Source organism: Streptomyces abikoensis, from assembly GCF_014648775.1.
Lineage (GTDB): Bacteria > Actinomycetota > Actinomycetes > Streptomycetales > Streptomycetaceae > Streptomyces > Streptomyces abikoensis.
In genome coordinates, this window is record NZ_BMRT01000002.1 from 391,693 (window position 1) to 411,523 (window position 19,831).

At 67.8% G+C, this 19,831-nt stretch carries 24 protein-coding genes and 2 pseudogenes; 15 read left to right on the plus strand and 11 right to left on the minus strand.

What is annotated here, in order from left to right; genetic code table 11:
• Positions 1–37 precede the first annotated feature (37 nt).
• From IE096_RS08240 to IE096_RS08255, 4 genes are all read right to left on the minus strand, one after another.
• Complete coding sequence (locus tag IE096_RS08240; protein ID WP_189450147.1) at positions 38–1,558, minus strand: RCC1 domain-containing protein; 1,521 nt, start codon at positions 1,556–1,558, stop codon at positions 38–40.
• A gap of 277 nt (positions 1,559–1,835) precedes the next feature.
• A complete protein-coding gene (locus IE096_RS08245) occupies positions 1,836–2,075 on the minus strand; it encodes a hypothetical protein (protein ID WP_189450999.1) in 240 nt (79 codons plus the stop codon).
• A 744-nt stretch (positions 2,076–2,819) separates the two neighbouring features.
• Positions 2,820–3,194, minus strand: coding sequence for a peptidase inhibitor family I36 protein (locus IE096_RS08250; RefSeq protein WP_189450148.1), 375 nt, complete (start codon positions 3,192–3,194; stop codon positions 2,820–2,822).
• A gap of 541 nt (positions 3,195–3,735) precedes the next feature.
• Positions 3,736–4,476, minus strand: coding sequence for a dienelactone hydrolase family protein (locus IE096_RS08255; protein WP_189450150.1), 741 nt, complete (start codon positions 4,474–4,476; stop codon positions 3,736–3,738).
• A gap of 4 nt (positions 4,477–4,480) precedes the next feature.
• Between IE096_RS08255 and IE096_RS32120 the strand changes: the two genes are divergently transcribed.
• The 7 genes from IE096_RS32120 to IE096_RS08285 all read left to right on the plus strand — a co-directional run bounded on the left by IE096_RS32120 (position 4,481) and on the right by IE096_RS08285 (position 9,117).
• Positions 4,481–4,969 carry an N-6 DNA methylase gene (locus tag IE096_RS32120; protein WP_373298070.1) on the plus strand — a complete coding sequence of 163 codons (489 nt, stop codon included), beginning with the start codon at positions 4,481–4,483 and terminating at the stop codon, positions 4,967–4,969.
• Positions 4,932–5,102 (plus strand): hypothetical protein, encoded by a 171-nt coding sequence (locus tag IE096_RS08260; RefSeq protein ID WP_189450152.1) that lies wholly within the window; start codon positions 4,932–4,934, stop codon positions 5,100–5,102. Before IE096_RS32120 ends, IE096_RS08260 begins: the two co-directional genes overlap by 38 nt.
• A gap of 195 nt (positions 5,103–5,297) precedes the next feature.
• Complete coding sequence (locus IE096_RS08265) at positions 5,298–5,654, plus strand: hypothetical protein (protein ID WP_189450154.1); 357 nt, start codon at positions 5,298–5,300, stop codon at positions 5,652–5,654.
• 1,034 nt (positions 5,655–6,688) lie between these two features.
• The gene (locus tag IE096_RS08270) at positions 6,689–7,153 is read left to right on the plus strand and encodes a peptidoglycan-binding domain-containing protein (protein ID WP_229820041.1); all 465 of its coding nucleotides are present in this window, start codon (positions 6,689–6,691) and stop codon (positions 7,151–7,153) included.
• A gap of 826 nt (positions 7,154–7,979) precedes the next feature.
• Positions 7,980–8,186 (plus strand): hypothetical protein, encoded by a 207-nt coding sequence (locus tag IE096_RS08275; protein ID WP_189450155.1) that lies wholly within the window; start codon positions 7,980–7,982, stop codon positions 8,184–8,186.
• A 79-nt stretch (positions 8,187–8,265) separates the two neighbouring features.
• Positions 8,266–8,727 (plus strand): nucleoside 2-deoxyribosyltransferase domain-containing protein, encoded by a 462-nt coding sequence (locus tag IE096_RS32125; RefSeq protein ID WP_189450156.1) that lies wholly within the window; start codon positions 8,266–8,268, stop codon positions 8,725–8,727.
• 237 nt (positions 8,728–8,964) lie between these two features.
• A complete protein-coding gene (locus tag IE096_RS08285; RefSeq protein ID WP_189450157.1) occupies positions 8,965–9,117 on the plus strand; it encodes a hypothetical protein in 153 nt (50 codons plus the stop codon).
• 138 nt (positions 9,118–9,255) lie between these two features.
• Here IE096_RS08285 and IE096_RS08290 read toward each other — a convergent pair whose 3' ends face one another.
• The 3 genes and pseudogenes from IE096_RS08290 to IE096_RS08300 all read right to left on the minus strand — a co-directional run bounded on the left by IE096_RS08290 (position 9,256) and on the right by IE096_RS08300 (position 10,504).
• Positions 9,256–9,447, minus strand: coding sequence for a hypothetical protein (locus IE096_RS08290; RefSeq protein WP_189451001.1), 192 nt, complete (start codon positions 9,445–9,447; stop codon positions 9,256–9,258).
• Positions 9,448–9,452: 5 nt separating this feature from the next.
• Positions 9,453–9,546: pseudogene (locus IE096_RS08295) on the minus strand (IS5/IS1182 family transposase); the annotation flags it as partial.
• Between the two features lie 292 nt (positions 9,547–9,838).
• Positions 9,839–10,504 (minus strand): TetR/AcrR family transcriptional regulator, encoded by a 666-nt coding sequence (locus IE096_RS08300; protein WP_189450158.1) that lies wholly within the window; start codon positions 10,502–10,504, stop codon positions 9,839–9,841.
• A 109-nt stretch (positions 10,505–10,613) separates the two neighbouring features.
• Between IE096_RS08300 and IE096_RS08305 the strand changes: the two genes are divergently transcribed.
• Positions 10,614–11,546, plus strand: coding sequence for an SDR family NAD(P)-dependent oxidoreductase (locus tag IE096_RS08305; protein WP_189450159.1), 933 nt, complete (start codon positions 10,614–10,616; stop codon positions 11,544–11,546).
• On the opposite strand, the pseudogene IE096_RS08310 reads toward IE096_RS08305, so the two are convergent.
• A pseudogene (locus tag IE096_RS08310) lies at positions 11,488–12,117 on the minus strand (Tn3 family transposase); the annotation flags it as partial. The gene IE096_RS08305 and the pseudogene IE096_RS08310 sit on opposite strands and share 59 nt — an antisense overlap.
• A 116-nt stretch (positions 12,118–12,233) precedes the next feature.
• Here IE096_RS08310 and IE096_RS08315 point away from each other — a divergent pair.
• The 5 genes from IE096_RS08315 (at position 12,234) to IE096_RS08335 (ending at position 16,833) form a co-directional block, all read left to right on the plus strand.
• Positions 12,234–12,770: a hypothetical protein gene (locus tag IE096_RS08315; RefSeq protein ID WP_189450160.1), complete on the plus strand. Its 537-nt coding sequence runs from the start codon at positions 12,234–12,236 to the stop codon at positions 12,768–12,770.
• A gap of 244 nt (positions 12,771–13,014) precedes the next feature.
• Entirely contained in the window at positions 13,015–13,548 is a 534-nt protein-coding gene (locus IE096_RS08320; protein ID WP_189450162.1) for a hypothetical protein, read from the plus strand.
• 85 nt (positions 13,549–13,633) lie between these two features.
• Positions 13,634–14,569: a hypothetical protein gene (locus tag IE096_RS08325; RefSeq protein WP_229820042.1), complete on the plus strand. Its 936-nt coding sequence runs from the start codon at positions 13,634–13,636 to the stop codon at positions 14,567–14,569.
• A 21-nt stretch (positions 14,570–14,590) separates the two neighbouring features.
• Positions 14,591–15,925, plus strand: a complete 1,335-nt coding sequence (locus tag IE096_RS08330; RefSeq protein WP_189450166.1) for a Dyp-type peroxidase — start codon at positions 14,591–14,593, stop codon at positions 15,923–15,925.
• Positions 15,926–15,942: 17 nt separating this feature from the next.
• Positions 15,943–16,833: a bile acid:sodium symporter gene (locus IE096_RS08335; protein ID WP_189450168.1), complete on the plus strand. Its 891-nt coding sequence runs from the start codon at positions 15,943–15,945 to the stop codon at positions 16,831–16,833.
• 56 nt (positions 16,834–16,889) lie between these two features.
• Here the strand turns inward: IE096_RS08335 and IE096_RS08340 are convergent, their stop codons facing one another.
• Both IE096_RS08340 and IE096_RS08345 read right to left on the minus strand, forming a co-directional pair.
• Positions 16,890–17,501, minus strand: coding sequence for a dienelactone hydrolase family protein (locus IE096_RS08340; RefSeq protein WP_189450170.1), 612 nt, complete (start codon positions 17,499–17,501; stop codon positions 16,890–16,892).
• A gap of 122 nt (positions 17,502–17,623) precedes the next feature.
• Positions 17,624–18,031 (minus strand): hypothetical protein, encoded by a 408-nt coding sequence (locus tag IE096_RS08345; RefSeq protein WP_189450172.1) that lies wholly within the window; start codon positions 18,029–18,031, stop codon positions 17,624–17,626.
• Between the two features lie 74 nt (positions 18,032–18,105).
• On the opposite strand from IE096_RS08345, the gene IE096_RS08350 reads away from it, so the two are divergent.
• The gene (locus IE096_RS08350) at positions 18,106–18,651 is read left to right on the plus strand and encodes a TetR/AcrR family transcriptional regulator (RefSeq protein ID WP_189450174.1); all 546 of its coding nucleotides are present in this window, start codon (positions 18,106–18,108) and stop codon (positions 18,649–18,651) included.
• Between the two features lie 213 nt (positions 18,652–18,864).
• Here IE096_RS08350 and IE096_RS31805 read toward each other — a convergent pair whose 3' ends face one another.
• Positions 18,865–18,987 carry a hypothetical protein gene (locus tag IE096_RS31805; protein ID WP_268248288.1) on the minus strand — a complete coding sequence of 41 codons (123 nt, stop codon included), beginning with the start codon at positions 18,985–18,987 and terminating at the stop codon, positions 18,865–18,867.
• Positions 18,988–19,161: 174 nt separating this feature from the next.
• Here IE096_RS31805 and IE096_RS08355 point away from each other — a divergent pair, with 174 nt between their 5' ends.
• Positions 19,162–19,785: a hypothetical protein gene (locus IE096_RS08355; RefSeq protein ID WP_229820043.1), complete on the plus strand. Its 624-nt coding sequence runs from the start codon at positions 19,162–19,164 to the stop codon at positions 19,783–19,785.
• Positions 19,786–19,831 lie beyond the last annotated feature (46 nt).

A 19,831-nucleotide genomic window follows, 5' to 3' on the forward strand; every position in this document is an offset into this window, starting at 1 on the left:
CAGGGCCTCTGAGGGATTGCCGGACACATTCTGCTGGTCAGTGGAAGAACGCGAGACTGTGCTGGCCGCCGGCGCCAACGGTGTTCATGTTTTTGATCTTGTCGGTATGAACCGGTACCCAGCTGTGTGTGTTGCTGTTGTTCCCCAGTTGGCCGAAACCGTTGTTGCCCCAGGCCCAGACGCTTCCATCCTCTTTGGCTGAGAGGCTGTGCGCATTGCCGGCAGCAATCGCTACGACGTGGTATTGGTCCTGTGCAGACTTGGGGACCCAGCTGTATGACGCACTGATGTCTCCCGTGCCGAGCTGCCCGTTCATGTTGAGGCCCCACGCCCAGATCCAGCCGTTCTGTTCCAGGGCCAAGCTGTGGGCGCCTCCTGCGGCGATAGCCTTGAACACACCGTATGAGGGCGCTGCGACCTTGACCGGGGTAGTCCGACCCTTCAGGGTGTGATCGCCGAGCTGTCCGGCTCCGTTGTCGCCCCAGGACCAGAGGCTGCCATCCTGTTTCAGAGCCAGTGTGTGAAAGTAGCCGCCGTCAACAGCGATCACCTCCGTGATCCCCACAGTCTGGACCGGGCTGGTTCTGCTGATGGTTGTTCCGTCTCCTAGCTGTCCTCTCGCGTTGTCGCCCCAGGCCATTACGAAGTCGTCGGAGTTGATGGCCAGGCTGTGGCCCGTGCCGGCCGAGATGTACTTTGCGGGGGACTGATGCAACTGTTGTGGCGTGTTTCGGTTGATGTTGGTGCCATCGCCCAGCTGGCCCCAGGTGTTGTCCCCCCAGGTGAAGACGGTGCCATCATTGCCCAGCGCCAGGCTGTGGTAGCCGCCGGCTGCGATAGCCCTTACGGGCGGAAGCCCAACCTGTTGGGGGGTGGTCTTCTTTGTGGTGGTGCCGTCTCCGAGCTGACCGCTGTTGTTGGCGCCCCATGCCCACACCTGTCCGTCACTGGTGAGGGCCAGGGTGTGCCGGTCACCACCGGAAACGGCGATCACGCCGGTGAGCCCGAGCACCGCGACCGGCGTTGGACGGTTCGTGACAGTGCCGTCCCCGACCTGACCGTCAAGGTTCCGGCCCCATCCCTTCACCAGCCCGAGCTCGGGTGTATCCACCTGCGAGCACCCGCCGAAGGTTTGCACATAGATGTAGCCGTCATCTTGGGCGTGCTCCTGTGTCGCGGTTCCTCGGAGGACGGCGACTCCTGACTCCTTGAAAGCCGGGTTGAGAATGTTGGCGGCGTGGGGCGGGCTCCCCATCCACCAGCTGACGGCAGCCTCGGCCGTAGTGTCACCCTGGTCGGCAACGGGAGACCCGGGAGTGAACCAGGAGTCCCGGCCGTTTTCCGCCGTTGGAGGGCCGGCCTGGGCCGGGCAGTATCCGCTGTCCTTGATGCGGGACTGCGGGGTCGACCCGGTGTGGGGGTTGGTGTGGATCTTTGGCCCGCCACCGTCCCACCATTTGATCAAGGAGGCGGCCAGAGCCTGATCACGTGCGGCATTCCGCAGCTCTAGATTGAGAGTCAGGGGAGCGATGCCGTTCTTCTGTCGCACCTCATTCACACGACAGAGGATCGCTGCCTCAACCACCTCGACATACCCGGTATTGCCGTTCGTGTGGGGCAGGGTGCTGGGTGGTGTATTGACGTCAGGGCATGGCATGCCTTACTCATCCCCACGCTGCCTCACCGAGGACCGGCTTTTCGGCATAGGAGCCCACCTTCGGAGCAGCGAAATCCCTCACTCTGCCCTCGCGGGTGCCTGCTGGTCGGACCTGGTCGGTCGGGCCATCGCAGGTACCCCGCGCGATACGGTCGTCGTCCATGCGCGCCCACTCTTTTCAGCTCCGTCGAGATCTGCGGCATACCCAGGCCACCCGTACCGCCTGTCCGTCGCGGACGACGGCGGAAGCGTGCAGGATCGACCAGCCGTCTGCCAGCAGCCGGCCACGGACGACCTCGCGGACGAGGCGGGCGGCGGCCAGAGCAACGGGGACGTCCTCACAGCCGTAGACGTGCAGGGGGCCGCCGGGCTCGGCCTTGTAAGCGGTCTTGTCCTCGGGCTGGGCAGCGAAGATCATGCCGTTCGCTTGGGTGACTGGGGGCGGGCCTAGGGCCTGTCCTGCGGGACCCGCGGCACCGGCGTGGCGCGATGTGGTTGAGGATCTGCTGGGGCAGGCGGGCATGGCGCTGCGCCGGACGGACGAGAACCACAATGACTGGTTCGGCGGCGGACACATCAACGGCCGCATCGCCCACGACCTGGACGGAAGGAGAAGACCGTCCGCAATCACGTCTCCAACGTCTTCGCCAAGTCCAGGTCACAGACCGCGCCGCAGCCGCGATCCGCGCCCGTGATGCCGGCCTGTCCGGCCAGCCTGAGCGGCGGCATGCTCACTTCGGCGGAAGGAACCCTATGGCCGGCGTAGAGCCCAGCGATGCGGGCTGTTCGGACTCGGGTCCGCTGTGACGATTTTGCGACATGGAGCGAACTCGTCAGCCACGCAAGTACGTCCGCGCAGCGAGAGAATCTTTCACTGCGCGGACTCGCCATGGTGGCAGCCGCCCCCCTTCATCGCCTCCGCCAATACGGGAGCGATGCGATGCTGTTGAGTCAGGCAGCTGACGACTCGGACAGCAAGGCACCGGGCAGGCCGGGGATTCCCACCTTCAGGCAGGAGCCGCCACCACGGGGCCACGTAGGGAACCCATCATCCGGTCGCCTACCAAGCATGGGGGCTCCGCCACCGATGAGCACCGCATGGCGCGTGTGCCGCCTCCGGTGGTCTCGCGACCGCCCTCGTGGGGCCGGAATCAGGGCGCTGTCAGGTGGACCGGAGATAGCGGATGCCCGGACCAAGGTCGGCGTTGTCGGACAAGGGCGTCAGGTGGAGCGGGGTCTGGGAAGGGGTGATGCTGGTGGGGATCAGGCACAGAGGGTCGTTGTAGCCGATGACCACGGTGCGGTCGGTGCGATTCTTCATCGAGCGGGCGGTCATCAGCCGCGCCGGGTCGCCGGCGGAAGGCTTGACGAGGCGGGTGCATTCGACGAGCGCCGACTTGTAGACGGTCTTCTCCCCGCGGAAGCCGGGTTCGGACCAGAAGCAGATGTTGCCCGCGGTGCATTCGTCGTGCCCGACCGCGCGTCCGATCCTCTGCTTCCCGGTTCCGTGATCGCCCGGATCCGTGATCGCCGCCATGGGCGTCGGCCGGAACGGCCGGGCCGAGGACCGCGGTTGACGCGAGGAGGAATCCGAGGGCGGGTGCGGCAATGCGCTGAAGCATGTCTCTCCCAGGAGGTTGCGGGCCTACGGCGAACCCAGGCCGTAGCGTCCGTACGCTTAACCACTGAGATGCCTATCGGTTCCGCAGGTGGGCGCAATCCGACCGTCGGGATGAAACACCGGCCGGCGCGTTGACATCTGCCGTACGACATCACGTCCAGATTCGTCAGCACCGGTCATGCCCGGGGATCGGCATCCGCGCGACAAAGGGCAGTGGCTTCTTCCCGAGTGGCATTGTTCACGAGCCGACGGCGCCTGTACACGAGTTTGGGCAGCACTCGAAGCTCTCTACAGGCATCGAGCAGTTCATGGCATCGGGCAGCGCGGCCGGGCCCCTGCCGAGAGTCTGGCAGGGGCCCGTGGTGCAGAGAGCCGAGGAGGGCCGGGCCCTGTCCCTGGAGGGGCAGCATCCCGGCCGGCACGGCTTACCGTCTGCTGGTGGCCTGACGGCCCGGCGTCACTTCAGGTGTCGGGCGAAGAACTGGGCCGCGGCGTCCCCCGCGAACTGCGGGACGCCGGTGTGCCCGCCCATGTTGGCGTGCAGCGTCTTCTCCTTGGAGCCGAAGGCGTCGAAGAGCTCCAGGGCAGCCTGCCGGTCGTTCCCTTCGTCGTCCCACTGCAGCAGGACGTGCAGCGGAATGGTGACCTGTCGAGCCTCCTCGAACATGGCCCCAGGGACGAAACTCCCGGCGAACAGAACTGCGGCCGAGATCCGCGGCTCGACCGCCGCCAGCCGGGTCCCGATGGAGATCACTCCCCCCGAGTACCCGACCGGGCCGTCGATCTCGGGCAGCGACAGGAGAGCGTCCAAGGCTGCCTGCCATTCCGGGACCGACTTTTCGACCAGCGGGAGGATGAGGGCGTCGACGATCTCGTCGCTGACCGGCTCGCCGGCCTGCACGGCCCGGCGCAGGTCGGCGCGGGCCTGCTCGGCGGCGGGCTCACGGGGCCGGTCGCCGCTACCGGGGAGCTCGATGGTGGCCGTGGCGAAGCCGTCCGCCGCAGCGTGCCGGGCTCGGGCCACCAGCCGGGGGTACGCCTTGCGCAGCCCGAGAGGAGGAGGGCTGAGCAGGATAAGCGGCGCCGGTGCGGACGCGGATACCGATGCGGGCGTCCACAGGATGCCGGGGATCTCGCCGAGGGTGAATGCGCGCTCGAGGACACCGTCGTCGAGACGCTGTTCAGAAGTGAAGTGCATGGTCATGCCTTTCAGGAGTGCCATTGAACGGCGCTCCCGGACGACCTACCGCCCGACCGTGACCCCGGAGGGGAGCACCCATGTTGATACTGCGTTCACGGGTACCACCTCCTCGTTCTCTCGCACGGCCTCCGGAAACATAGCAGTGGCCGCCGTGGTTCCGCCAACGGGTTTTCGCGGAGGCGCCGTGGCCGGACGCCACGGCGCCGGCTTCGTCGCCCTGGGCCGCCACCACCGGCTGCGCATCGTGAACGACGACGCGAAGGAACCCCGTCCGGGAGAGCACGTTCACGAGCCGGCGTGCGGCAGCGGCGGCCTCCTACGCGCAGCCGCGCAGGGCATGCGCGAACGCGGACTTGATCCGGCATCCGTGCACTGGTCGGGCGTCGACATCGATCAGATCGCCGCCGCCTGTACGGCCGTCAACGCGATCGTCTGGGGGGCTCGGTCCCCGTGTGACCGTTGCCTGTGCCAACATCCTCGACCGCCCTGACGCCGTCGAGCAGGCCGCGGAGGAAGCGCGCACCGTCATCGAGCACCGCGACCAGCTCTTCGGCCGGGCCGCCGTGATCGGCGCAGTACGCAAGGCCCAGCGCCTCTTCGACCAGGTGGTGGCGGCAGCGTGAGGGTCGTCAGCTACGACGGCGGCGTGCCGTCCACCGCCCCCTCGACCTGACCGCCCAACACGAAATCCCCTACCGCAACTTCCTGTTCGCAAACACGGGCGACGACGTCGGCTGCGACTCCGGCTGGTGCATGACCTGACCGGTCACCCGACCACCACCCCATCACCGACATCCAGCGAGAAGGACAGCTTCGCCATGCCCAAAATCACCGCCCTTCAGATCGACCTCGACGGCACCCTCACGGAACTCGACCTCACCGACGACCCCAGGCAGCAGGCCAAGACCATCGCCCGCGCCCTTCTCGACGCACCCACGGCCATCGCCAGGTTTCACCGCCGCACCGGGTGCCTGGCTGTCATCGCCGGAATGAATCGAGCCCAGTCCTTGCCCAACTTCCACGCCGGCGTCGCCCTCGAAGAGCTCACCGGCGAATTCCACGACGCGATGGGCACGGTCATCTTCACCGGCTACCACCGCGACGGGGAGCTCACCACGCTCCCGCACGACGTCAACAGCTGCCTCCGCACCCTCTGTCCCTGCGCCACCAGCTGACCACCGTCCCACTCGGGGCGGCGGCAATCCGCCGCCCCGGCCCTACTGTGCGAAAGCCCGCTCATGATGATTGTTGACTACAGCCGCGCAGCCATCCGCAAAGAGCTCGAAACCGCCGACCGCCCGCTCCTTCGGTACGACATCATGGTCCGCCTGCACTGGGCCGCCGGCGCGGACCCGGCCACGTACCGAACCATGCTCGACTTCCCCATCCACGGATCCGCCGGGAACGCGATCGAGTTTCACCGCACGCTGGGCGCGATGCGCGCGGACAACGAGGTGGTGCTAACTGCGCAGCCCCGAATGGCGCGACGCCCTCGGCCACCGCTTCAACCCGAAGCTTCGCGTCCATTCCCAGCACGGCGGCACCTACTGGTTCGCCGCCCGCGCCCAGTACGACCGATGAGCGAAGGGCCCCGCAAGCCGAGCCCAACACCTCGCCCAGGTTCAGACCCTCCTCCACTCCGACGCCGACACACCATCCGTCACCGTGGCCCGCGACGACCTCAGCCTCCTCCTCGACCCGGCTCACCACGACACCCCCTCACCCAGTGCCGCACCAGAGGGCCTCCGTCAACTTGGATTCGCAGGTCAAGTGGCTGGTGTGCCGGTCTGTTGGGGTACTCGCGCTGGGTGCGAGCGACTGCTTGAGGAGTAGGTCGTCCGCCTGGATGTCGTTCGGCTGAAGGCCCGGCAGCGAGGAAAAGCAGTTCGTTCTTCAGTGCAGTCCGATCTAGGTTCGCGGCCTTGCGGAACTCGTCAATTTGGCGAGCACGAAGCATGACACTGCGGCGACAATTAGTCACGCGGTCCGAGCTCGTTGGATCGCCCCCACTTACCTCACCAGGCGTTCAAGTGGCTCGATTTCTCGAACGATGCCAGGGCAGGTGTGGCTATCAGTCAGGTTCTCGGTGGGCCGGATTGATGGGCAACCCTCTGCACGGCACTCGCCTCGTCTGCAGGGTGCTGGTAAACCCCTGCCTGCATGCGGTCAACCCCGGGCAAAGGACCAATAGGAAGAAGGGGGAACATTCATGCTCACACGCGCAAAGGCTGCTGTCGGCCTCACGGCCGCTGGCCTGGTCCTCGGTCTGACCGGCACTCTCGTTGGCGCAACCACAGTCACTGCCGCACCCGCCCAGCAGGTACACACCCAGACCGTCGCCATCCAGGCCGTGAACAACCTCGGCCTCAGCACCAGCGAAGGCAAGAGCGTACAGTGCTACGTCCGCGATGCCGGATTCGACCCCGGCACGATCGACGGCCAGCTCGGCTCCAACAGCTGGATAGCCTGGCAGAATTTCCTCAACTCCCGCGGATTCCCCGCTGGAACCGCCGACGGCATCGTCGGCCCCAAGACCATCAGCGGCCTCCAGAGCTTCCTCGTTAAGCTTGGCTACGACACCGGCGGTGTCGACGGTGTCGCCGGACCCAAGACCAGGGACGCCTGGAAGCAGTTCTCCCACCTCGGCCAGGGCAGAGACGGAAGCTGGTGCTGACCACCCGTCGCGCCCCGGATTCCCCTTGTGTCACTCTCCAGCAAGTTGTGAAGCAGGCCGATCACCGCCTCGCGGGCGTCGGCAGGGGCGAGGCGCTGACAGCCTCTCCATTCGTCCCACCCCGTCGTCATCCTGGACAGCATCCATGCAGGTCAGGGGCTGGGACGTCCCACCTTTTCTTCAACTCTTCAACAGCCGTGGCTGAATGCTGCAATCGGTTGGAACACCGGTGACGCAAGCCGGGCGTCCCTCTGATGCAGGGCGTCCCGACAGCGGGTGTAATCCCGAAGCTGATCGCTACACGAGGGGACTTTCAACGATGAACACGCGGAAGCGGGTTGCGCTGTATACAAGCGCACTCACGCTGGTGGCTGGAACGGGCGTTGGAGCCCTGGCTGGAGGTGCCAACGCGGCGCAGAGCACACCACAAATCAACTCGATCTGCAAGGCCCACCACACCGGCAGTAACGGAGCGTACTCTCAGTGCAGTCCTCCCCGGGCTCAGTGGACTCATCGCATCGTTCTCGTCTGCCTCACACCGGTCAATGTCCAGTACAAGAAGTACGGTCCCTGGGTCGGCGGCTACAGCACGTCGAAGCGGTACTGCGACCACAAGTGGGATAGCCTCGACCGGGCGTATGTGCAGGAATACTCAGAACCGCCCGCGTAGTTCGGCGCCAGCAACCGATACCCCACACCTGGACGGTGTGGGGTATCGGTTGGGTGACGGCCGGAGAAAAACGTTCGACAGTACGGCGGCCCAGGGGCGTCTTCCGCCACCCACCCCTCTTGTTCCGCCTCCTGGTTCGCCGGGAGGATCACGGTCATGACCGAGCTGCAGCGCCTCGCCGGCGCCTTCGCCGCAGACCGCCTTTCCGGACAGTGGACACCCGGCTCGACCGAGGAGCACCGTGCGCGGATCCTCTCGCTGAGTGCCAGCGCCGACGACGGCTTGGACGGGCTCGCCTCGGGCGGCGTGATCACCGGCGAGGCCATCGCGCAGATGCTCCGGCCGCTCCCCGACCTCGTCTGATGGCCCCTGGCCCCGGTCCTGCGCGCCTACCCCACCGGCGACACACACGGGCGGGCCCTGGTCCGCGACCTTCTCGAACATGGTGGCCGGCCACCAACATCCCCCTGCCGACCGGTACGTCCGCTCGCCCCATCCGTACGACGGCAGCGGGCCCGCAGTGTTCCTGGCCGGTGGCATCACCAGCTGCCCGGACTGGCAGACCCGAGCAGCCCTTCAACTCCGCTCCGCCGGCGTCACGGCCAGGATTCTCAACCCCTGGCGAGCGGACTTCTCCGAGGGCAACCCTGTGGCCGCCCGGGAGCAGATCGCCTGGGAGCATGAGCACCTGCACCGCGCCGACGCCGTCCTGTTCTGCGCGGAGAGCATCCAGCCGATCGCCCTTGTACGAACTGGGCGCCCACGCCGAACGCGGAGCCACGATCGTGGTCGGCGCGCACTCGGAGCACGCCCGCCGTCTCGACGTCGGAGGACGGCCCGGCAGATTCACCGGCCACCAACTGCGACCGCCCCACCTCCGAGGCGCTGCAGCACCCCGAGCTGACCGGCATGCCCCGCCAGCAACTCGACGAAACGGCCCGCAGCTTGACGCCTCTGCTTGAGGAACAACGCGAACGATCCCGGCACGCGCGCACGCACGCCGCGGCGGCGAACGCCACGCAACCTGCGGTGGCGGCCCCAAAGAGAAGCTCACGCCAACCGACCGGATCCTGATCACCGTCCTCGACCTGCGCAAACTCGCCCCCAGGAACTCCTCGGACAGCTCTTCGACGTCACTACCATGACCATCTGCACCGTTCGCGAAGTCCGCCCATTCCTGCCAGCCCACGGCGGCACCATCGACGCTTCAACCGCCCGATTCCGCACACCAGCGGACAGCACAAGCTTCCTCGCTCCGGATGAGACGACCGGCAAGATCGAAGCAACACGTTGATTCTCTGCTGTCCCAAATCACTAGAAATCGGTCGAGCAGACGGCGAAGACCTCCGTCAGACCGGCGAGGGGCTCTCGTGGACCGACCGTCAGCGCCAGGACGTCGACGCCACCACCAGCCCCCGGCCGTGGACGTCCTTCAGCGGGCGGGGACACTCGCGCGGGCGGGCACGGAGAGGTCGAACGGGGGGAGCGAGTCGGTGCGTTCCCACGTCGCAGAGTCGATCGCATCGCGCTGGCAGACGTACTCGACGGGCTGGAGCCGTTGTTCAAGCAGGACGGAGTTCATCTGCTCGGCGCTGAGGAAAATCTGCCAGGGGTTCTCCAACACGCGCTCAGAACCGTCACCAGCTTCCCGAAGGTGCGCGGGCTCAGCCCGGAGAACGGGGCTAATCCAGTACGGCTACGACGCCGTGATCACACCAGTCACGTGAAGAGATCGTTCCACAGCTGTGGGCCTCGGAAAGCTGCGAATCAGCCGCAGCGGCTCTCCTGTAGCTCCGCAGAACCCACCTGTTCCATGCGTCGGATCTCCCGCTTCGCCGCTTCCAGACGCTCGAGGTCGAGGGTCATCGCGGCCCGCCCGGCGACGTAGTAGACGTCCTGGCGGATCCGGCAATCCAACGTTTGTGAGACACCGGCTGCACCCCGCGCACTTCCCGATGCGTCAGCGCGCCGGCAGCGCGGCGTCGTTGGGGCGCTGCTGATTCAATGCGTTGTTCTCAGCGGCGGGGTAGTACACCCAGGAGAGTTGCGGTCAAAGCCTGCTTCAAGTAGTCCTCCAGGTCCAGGTGGAAGCGGGCCAGGTCGGGCTCGGCCTGGTAGGCCGCCTGCAGACTGGGTGGGGGGGTGCTGTACGCCGACAGCGCCCCGGCCATGACCATGGTTTGCAGACTGAACAGGGTGGCGTTCTCACCGAGTTCCGGTAGGTACGTCCGGATCAGGCCGGTCATGGTCGTCAGGCGGGCCAGGGAGGCGCGCTTGTAGCGGGCTGCGACCTCGACGGAGACATTGTGTTCGAGAACGCTGCCCTGTGCACCGAAGAGCTCGCACAGCACCACCCGGCCGGACAGCGAGCGACTGAGGACCTCGGCCACCGCTGCCGCTCGCTCCGGCATGGAGAGATCGTTGTCGACAGCGGTGGCCAACTCCTCTGCCAGTTCTGCCAGCCACTCCCGCAAGAAGCGGTCGAGCAGTTCCAAGAGCACCGCTTCCCGGGAGTCGAAGTAGCGCAGCACATTCGGCTTCGCCAGCCCTACCCGGCGGCTGAGCTCGTTGAGGGTGACCGCGGCCACCGGCATCTCGTCGAGCATGGCCGACGCCACGTCGAGGATCGCCTGCCGGCGGATCTTCCGTTGTTCCTCTGTTCGCGCGCGCTGGAAAGTCACGTTCCCCAGTCTAGATTACGTACCGCCGGTACGTTGACATCGTACCGGCGGTACCTTAGCGTCCAAGGTACAAGATACCTTCGGTACTTTCAGCGGCTGGGAGTCTGGCATGAGCGATAAGTGGACGACCGCACGTATCCCTGACCAGCACGGACGGGTGGCCGTCGTGACCGGCGCCAACACCGGCCTGGGATTCGAGACCGCCAGGGCGCTCGCCGAACGTGGAGCCTCCGTGGTGCTCGCCGTGCGCAACGTCGAGAAGGGCGAGAAGGCGGCGGCCCGCATCAGCGGCAAGGTGACCGTGCAGGCGCTGGACCTGACCTCGCTCGACTCCGTCCGGGCCGCAGCCCAGGCCCTGCGATCCCGGTACGACCGGATCGACCTGCTGATCAACAACGCCGGCGTCATGTACACCCCGAAGCAGACGACCGCCGACGGTTTCGAGATGCAGTTCGGGACCAACCATCTGGGCCACTTCGCACTCACCGGCCTCCTGCTGGACCTGATGCTGCCGGTGCCCGGCTCGCGCGTGGTGACGGTCAGCAGCACCGGCCACCGCATCCGGGCCGCGATCCACTTCGACGACCTGCAATGGGATCGGTCGTACAGCCGGGCCGGCGCCTACGGCCAGTCCAAGCTGGCCAACCTGATGTTCACCTACGAGCTGCAGCGCCGGCTCGCCTCGCACGGCACCACCGTCGCGGTGGCCGCACATCCCGGCCTGTCCAGCACCGAGCTGGTCCGTAACAGCCCTGCAGCCATCCGGCTCCCGCTCACTTGGCTCGCGCCGCTGGTCACCCAAACCCCGGCGATGGGCGCGCTGCCGACCCTACGCGCCGCCGCCGACCCCGCCGTGCTGGGCGGCCAGTACTACGGCCCCGGCGGACGCCTTGAGATCAAGGGTCACCCTCAGCTGGCCACCTCCAGCGCGCAGTCGTACGAGACGGCCATCCAGCAACGGCTGTGGGCGGTCTCCGAATGCCTCACCGGCGTGATGTTCCCCGTCGCCCAATCCCAGCCGCGGCCGGGGTGGAGGCGGTGAGGCTGTAGCGGCCGAGCACGTTGAGGTTGCGTTGCTTGAGCGGGGAGAGGCGGGCGATTTCCTCGTCCCGGATCTCGCGGCCCTCGGCGCGGAGCTGGGCGACGGCGGCGTCGACGTACTTCGTGGTCCAGAGCACGATGGCGTTGAGGACCAGGCCGAGCGCGCCGAGCTGGTCTTCCGTTCCGTCCCGGTATGCCTGGTGGATGGTGCCGCGCTTGCCGTGGCAGATGCCCCGGGCGAGAGTGTGACGGGATTCCTGGACGGACAGCTGCTTGCCCATCTGCCACCGGTAGGTGTCATCGACCGGGTCGACGACAGCGAGCAGGTGCAGGGTCTTGGCGATACGTCCGTACTGTGCCAGAACCGCTGGTCGTCCAGGTCCTCGAACCGCGGGGAGAAGTTGTAGCCCAGGATCTCGAACAGGCCGAACACCATGTCCGAGTACGAGGCGTTGTCGCTGGCGACCATCTCCGGCTTCACCCCGCCATCCAGGTTCAACAAAAGCGCCCAGGATGTGCAGGGAGTCGCGTGGCGTGGCGGGGACCACCATCTGCCCGATCCCGAAGTCCTGGCCGCACCCAGCAGCCTGAAGACCTTTCACCAGGGTTCGCCGGCCCCCTGTGGCACCGGCGGTCTACCGTACGGGCATGCCCGCGCTCCCACTGCGGCCATCAGAGGAGGAACCCCGTGCCATCGCCCTGCGATCCCCAGCATGCTCCCGCCGGTGACGTGGGTGCTGCGCTCATGTTGATCGACTCTCGGCTCAAAGGCATCCACGACGGCAAGACCGCCACCGACCCCGGACAACAGGCGCTGACAGACCAGGTCACCGCGTCCCTGGGGCCCAAGGAAGCCAATGACGTGCTGGACGGCACGTGCACGCTCATCTTCATGTTCACGCAGTGGCTGCGAACGGCCTGCGCGGAGCACGACGAGGACGTCATCGCGTATGTGGTGCCCAACCTTGTGGCGACGATGCGCATGATGCCCAAGAGCGTCCGCCCCGAGGTCATCCCCACCATGGCCGGCCTGGTCATAGCAGCGGCCACGGACCTGAGTCCCAACCTGTGGCGCAAGCAGTACGGATTCTGGACCGAGGAGGAGATGAATCCCCTCGAAGCCACGGCCTTCCTGCTCGCGGAGCAGATCAACCGCCTCACAAACGATCCCGACTTCGCCACCCGCTTGATCACCGAAGCACTGTCCGATGCAGGCTGGTACTGACGAGCCGCACCGCGTCGGACGTCACATCGCCTCGGCAGCGTGTCACCGGGGCGGCCAGGCTTGGATGTGCTGATGGGGCATGGCAGGGGCCCGCCCCAGGTTCGCCTCCCGGCATCGAACCGGCATCGTCATGATCCGAAGGCCGGGAGCGGGCCGACAGCCCCCGTCCACCCAGCGGGCGTGCCCAGCCGTCCGGTGCCACGCTGGGCGTGGGGTCCGGCCTGTGGAATGCGGAGGAGCGGACATGGAGATCAAGCCGCAGGCAGTCGTCATCCCCAAGGAGACCGACCACCTGGAACAGGGAAAGTACGGCCCCGTCTTCCCGAGAACTCCGGCCTGCTACGGATTCACCATCGTCGGGAACGTCAAGCCGGGCCGGGCCGACGCGATACGGGAGCACGGCCATGCGCTGGCCAGGGCGCTGGAGCAGGATCCGTACCTTCTCGCGCCATTGAAGCTGCACTACCTGCGCTGGGTCCTGTTCGACGACGACACCCGCTTCATGTACCAGGGGATCTTCGACACCGACTTCGACAAGTACACCGAGGACGCCGTCGCGCTGTTCAGCAAGGCGGGTGTGAGCACCGCCTTCGAGAACCTCGAAGGGTTTCCCGAGGACTGGCGGACCAACCCGGAGGCGTTCGTGCGCTTCGTACGGGAGCACCACTGTCCGAGCTTCATCGAGTACGGAGAGTATCCGTACGTGACGGCGGACGAGATCAAGAAGGCTCTGCGGATCAAGAGCGCCCTGTCGGAGATGCTCGACCAGATGCAGTGAGGGCTGGGCGATGAGCGAGGCCAGAACAGCGCGGACCTACAACCAGCGGCACATCCTTCGGAAGTACAGCCCAGCCGGACGGCGCGTGAGTATCTACGTGTCGTGGAGCTATCCCGCCGAGGCAGGCCGGAACGCGGCCGAGCTGGACAACCGCTTCTCCACGATGACCGAGGTCAGGCGGGTGGCCTGGCCCGCGTACGAGGACCCGAAGTGGTCGGACCCCTACCGGTTCCAGCAAGGCATCGCAGGCTCCCTGGAGCTGTTCTTCTGGGCCTGGGTGCCGTTCCAGGACTTCGTCGAGGAGGTGACCGGGCATCCCGTCCCGGTCTACCAGCGCATCGACCAGGCCGGTTTCCGCACCCCGCTCGATGAGCGGGTACTCGACGACACGGACGTACTGTTCGTCTTCGGACTGGACCACATGATCACCGGGCAGGAAGCCGAGCCCGGGGAGATCGAGGCGCTGCGGGCCTTCCTCGCCCGGGACGACGCCCGACTCGTCCTCGGGCCCCACCACGACGTCGGCGCGTCGGACGATCTGTCCGTGCGGGAGGTGGAGTACCGCCACCACGGCGACCCCCTGGTGCCGCGCCAGCAGCGGTTCGCCACCTACGCCAGGGACCTCATGAAGGGCCTGGGCGTGCCGGTCATCAACCGGTACGGGCTGCGTCCCGCCACCGGTGAGGACAACCGGATCGCTCCTCTGTCGACCGTCCCGGACCTGGACGAGAAGGGGTGGCTGAACGGGGTCACGAACTTCAACTTCCACATGCATCTGCCGCACTACGCCGTGACGGCCGACGAGCCGAAGGCCGTCCACGTGCTGGCCCGGCAGCCGATCGACACCTCCCGGCCCCATCCGTTCACCGAGGACGGGAACACCGAGTTCAACATGCTCCTGTGGATGCCCCCCGGCGACAACCGCGCGGCAGACGTTCTGCTGGCCGACTCCACGATCTTCAGCACGCTCTTCGGCGCCGACGACAGCCTGCGGAACTTCTGGCGCAACCTCGTTACGTAGCGATGCCGCAAGGAGGCCGACGTGAGCGCACCCACCCACGTCACACTCGAACTCGACGACATCCAGCGCGGGGTGCTCAGCCCACGCCCCACCCCGTACGCGGCGACGTACCTCGTCTTCCGCATCGACGACCGCACCCAGGGCCGGGAGCTGATGCGGCGGGCGAGCGCGGCGGCGACCTCCGCCACCGACACCTCCAGCCCCCTGGGGGACACCTGGGTCAGTGTCGCCGTCACCTACTGGGGCCTCGAGGCCCTGGGGGTGCCGCGCTCCTCGCTGGAGACGTTCGCCTGGGAGTTCCGGCAGGGCATGGCAGCCCGCGCCCGAACGCTGCGCGACGAGGGAGCAAGCAGCCCACAGCACTGGGAGGCACCGCTCGGCACGCGCGACGTCCATGTGGTCATCACGGCGATCGCACCCGACCCCCCGCACCTGGAGGCGGCCATCGACCGCGCCCGCCCCGCCTACGAGCGTCTCTCCGGCGTGACGGCCATCTGGAGACAGGACTGCTACGCACTGCCCACCGAAAAGGAACACTTCGGCTACCTCGACGGCGTCAGCCATCCGGCCATCGAAGGCAGCGGCATCCCGGGCTCCAACACGCTGGAAGCGCCCCTGAAGAGCGGGGAGTTCGTCCTCGGCTACCCCGACGAGCTCGGCGGCGTCCGGACGCCCCAGCCGACCGTGCTCGGGCGCAACGGCAGTTACGCGGCCTTCCGCAAGCTCCACCAGGACGTCGCCGCCTTCAGGCGCTACCTGAGGGACAACTCCGCCGGCCCCGAGGACGAGGAGCTGATCGCCGCGAAGATCATGGGCCGCTGGCGCAGCGGGGCCCCTTTGGCACTCGCCCCCCAGCACGACGACCCCGCGCTCGGCGCCGACCCGCACCGCCGCAACACCTTCCTGTACGAGCAGAACGACCCCATGGGATTCACCACGCCCGGTGGCTGCCACATCCGCCGGGCCAATCCGCGCGACGCCTCGGTGGCCGGGGAGGTCCGGCTGCACCGCATGATCCGGCGCGGCGCCGTCTACGGTCCGCCGCTACCCGATGGCGTGCTGGAGGACGACGGAGCGGACCGCGGCCTGATGTTCGCGTTCATCGGCGCCCACCTGGGCCGGCAGTTCGAGTTCGTCCAGTCGGAGTGGATGAACGACGGCGTGTTCTTCGGGGCCAGCAACACGAAGGACCCCGTCGTCGGCGCCGCCGACGGGGAAGCCGGCTACACCGTCCCCCGGCGACCGGTGCGGCGCCGCCTCGCCCCGCTGCCCCGGTTCGCGGTCACCCGTGGAGGCGAGTACTGCTTCCTGCCGAGCCTGAGCGCCCTGCGCTGGCTCGGGGACCTCCACGACTGACAGGGCGGGCAAGCGCCATGGACACCCTGCGTCTCGTGCTCAACGCGGTCACCGTCATCTTCATCGCGGCCACCATGTTCGCCGCCGGCCTGCGCGCCACCGTCCCGGCACTGCGCGGCGTCTTCGCCGACGTCCCCCTGCTGTCGCTGGCGCTGATCGCCAACATGGCGGTCATCCCGCTGCTCGGCTGGGGCATCGGCGCACTGTTCGTCCTCTCCTCGGCTTCCTTCATCGCCCTCGTCCTGATCGCCTCCTCCCCGGGCGGCCCCTTCGGGGCGAAACTGGCGACCGTGCAGCAGGGCGACGTCGTCGCGGGCGCGGCGATGCAGGTACTGCTCGCCTCCCTCGGCAGCCTCACCTTCGCCCCCACGGTCAACGCCATCCTCACCGCGGCCGACATCGGCACCAAGGTCTCCCTCGACGTCGGCGCGCTGGTGCGGACGGTGGCGCTCCTGCAGCTCGTCCCCTTCGCCATCGGCCTGCTCATGCGCCACTACGCCGCACCCATCGCCCAGTCATGGCACCCCACTGCGGCCGCCGTCTCCAACGTCACCTTCCTGATCGTGCTGGCGGGCATGCTGCTGGGCAACTGGCGCGATGTCGTCGATCTCTTGGGCTCACTGGCCCTGCTCGCGGGGTTCCTCCTCGCGGTGTTCGCCTTCGCCGTGGGAACACTGCTGGCCACCGGTCCGACGACGCGCCGCACCACCATGGGCGGCGTCGCCTTGGTGCGCAACGCCGGTCCCGCCCTGGCCGCCATCGGCCTCGCCTTCGCCGACCAGCCCGCGATCCTCGGCGCACTCGCCGCGATCCTCCTCAGCGGCCTCGCGGCAGCCCTCCCGATCTCCACACTGCTCAGCAGGCGCAGGATGGCCCCGGACGCCGCCCCAAGCAGGAGCTCACCGTGAAGCAGAAGCCGATCAACCCGGCTGCGGTGTCTGGTCTGGCGCGGGCGGGTCCCTCGTCAGCGGGGCAGCAGCCCCAGGAATCGGGTGGCCGAGGTCCACGCCTTACGGCTGTGCCCGGCGGAGTAGTGAGGACTGCCGGGGTCGCAGAACCCGTGCCGGCAGGGGTGCACCTCCGTCACGACGCCCCTTCGGCCTGCCAGACGTCCGGCGACTGCCGGCACCGAGAAGCTGGGCTCCTGCTCGGCGAAGATGACGAGGCACGGGGCAGTCGGTTGGATGTCCAGGTAGTCGCGGATCCGGGAACCGTAGAAGCACACTGCGCCGTCCACAGCGCCGGTCCCCGAGGCGAGCCAGGTGCTGGTGGCTCCGACGCTGAAGCCGATGCAGAGCACCCTGCGATAGCGTTCACGAAGGCCGTCGGTGTACTGCGCGAGTGCGTTGCCCATGCCCTCCACACCTGGGGTCCGCGTGAATTCCCGGTATGCCCTGGGCTCGTCTTCGCGGGCGTACACGACGCCCGACGGAAGGAAGCTGGGTGTGAAGACGTCGCAGCGGTACGGGCGAAGCATCCCGGCGACGCCGTTGATGTGCTCGTTGACTCCGTAGATCTCGTGGGCGACGACCACAGCCGTGTCGTGACCGTTGCCGTCCAAGGGGTGACTCGCCATGAAGGGACTGTAACCAGGGTCGCAAGACGGGTGATCAGCTGGTGGCCGATGAGTCGACACTCGACCTGTGAGCCGGAAGCCGTCTCCTCCTCTCCCCGGAACGTCCGTTCACGGGCGAGGGTTCATTCGGACGGCGCCGCAGCCGTGTCCCCCCTCAAGGAGCGGTCGCCCGCGAGTGCGCCCAGCAGGAATCCGGCGTACCCGGCCAGTAGAAGCAGCAGAACACGCCCGTTGCCGCCCTCGTCGGTCCGTGGATAGAGCCCGTCGAAGGCCAGGACGAGGACCACGTCGAGGAGTTGGCCGACGATCACGACGGCGACACCGAGTCGAACTCCGTATCCGGCCGGGAGGAGTCGGCCGACCAGGGCGCCCATGCCCGTGAAGGCGGCCACGACCGCCGCCGCGACCGGTGCGGTCGGGGCGCCCGCGAGCGTGGGCGCCAGGGCCGTGACTCCCGCCGAGGCGGCTACCCAGATCACAAAGGCCCCCACTGTCTCGGGCCACACGTGCGCCAGCCGTCGCTTCTCCATCGAGCCGCACCTCGCCGTTCACGTAGTATGTAGCGATCGCTACATACGCTACATCCCCCAGAAGGAGAAATCGCGTGTCCCGTCGTGAGGAGCTGCTGAGCGCGGCCATGCACTACGTCGGGGAACACGGTCTCGCGACGCTCACCCTGCGGCCCCTCGCTGCCGCGTTGGGCACCAGCGACCGGATGCTCGTGTACCACTTCGGCAGTCGCGAGGGGCTGGTGGTGGCCCTGCTGGACCGGGCATTCGCCGACCTTGCCATCGTGTGGCAGGGGCGGCAGGCCGCCAGGCCGTCCGATCTGGTACGTGCGCTGTGGCAGACGTTCGCAGAACCCGGGGTTCGCGTGGCTCTGCGGTTGTACCTGGAAGCGGCCTCGCTGGCAGGCACGGACGAGCTGTGGCGCGAGCAGCTGGCGCCAGCCGCGTCGTCCTACCTTCGCACTGCGGAGCAGTGGCTCGTCGAAGCAGGCATGTCTCCCGCCATCGCGCCGAGCGCCGCCCGCCTCGCCTCCGCCACCTTGGACGGTGCGCTGCTGCAGCTGGGCATCGACGGGGATCGGAGCGCGGCGACGGAAGCCGTGGAGTTGCTGGCCCGCCAACTGGACAGCCTGATCGACTGAGTTGACCTCCCCCCCCCCCTCACGTCGCGCCGCTTTGTCCGCGACGGTGATGATCTCCCCGGTTGCGACGAACCGCCTACCCCTGGGCCGGGACGGCCCCGGCTTTCCAGGTACGACCGAGAGGCCCGGCCTCCCCGACCCGAGGCAGGGAGGGCAGTCGGTATCCCGGTGACCGTTCCTCAGCGGCACGCACACACCCGGCGCGAGGCGGCTTCAGTCGTCGCTCCCGACACCGCGATCGGGTGCGCTCATGTCCCCCGTGTCGGGCGTGCCGCCGGCGGCGCCCCCGCCCGGCCCGGCCGTCGCCACCACGAGCAGCAACGCCACGTTCACCATGCACACCACGAACCACAACGACCGCTGCCCCGTCCCCTCGGGTCCACACCCCCATCGGGGCCCCTGCCGGAGCCTTCCGGCGGGGGCGTGGCATGCCCGCGACCGGTCCCCGAACGGGAACCACTGCGGCTGGTGTGGCCCAGGTGAAAGAAGCGGTTACAGTACTCTGCCCGCGTGGACGGTACGGATGAGGTGAGGAATCTTCCCGACTGGCGGGTGCTCGTCGTCGGGGGCGCGTCGGGGATGGGGAAGACCGGTGTCGGACGGGCCTTGGCACGACGGTACGACGTCCCCGTCGTGGAGGTCGACGACATCGTGGAGGCCCTCCTTGCGGTGACACTGCCCGAGCACCTGCCGGAGGTCCACTTCTGGCGCACTCACCCGGAAGCCGCCCGCGGGACGCCCGAGTCAGTGGTCGAGCGGCAGATCGCGATCGCCGAGGCGCTGGCGCCGGCGATCGAGGCGGTGGTGGCCAACCATGTGGGCACCGACACCCCGGTGATCCTGGAAGGGGACTACATACTGCCCACACCGGCGACGCCCGAAGGCCCGGTCCGTGCCGTCTTCCTCCACGAGGACGACGAGAGGCAGGTGACGGCCAACTACCTACGCCGGGAGCCGGAGGCCGGACCACAGCGCCATCGCGCACGCGTCAGCGTGCTGTACGGCCGGTGGCTCGCCGCACAGGCACGGGCGGCCGACGTGCCGGTCGTCGCTCCACGTCCGTGGGAGGACCTGGCCAGCCGTGTCGCCGAGACGGTGGAGGATGCCTCTACAGAAACCGTGGCGTCAACCTGAACCACCGCTACCCAGAGCCTTCCGAGGAGCCCGGCGGCTTGATCGA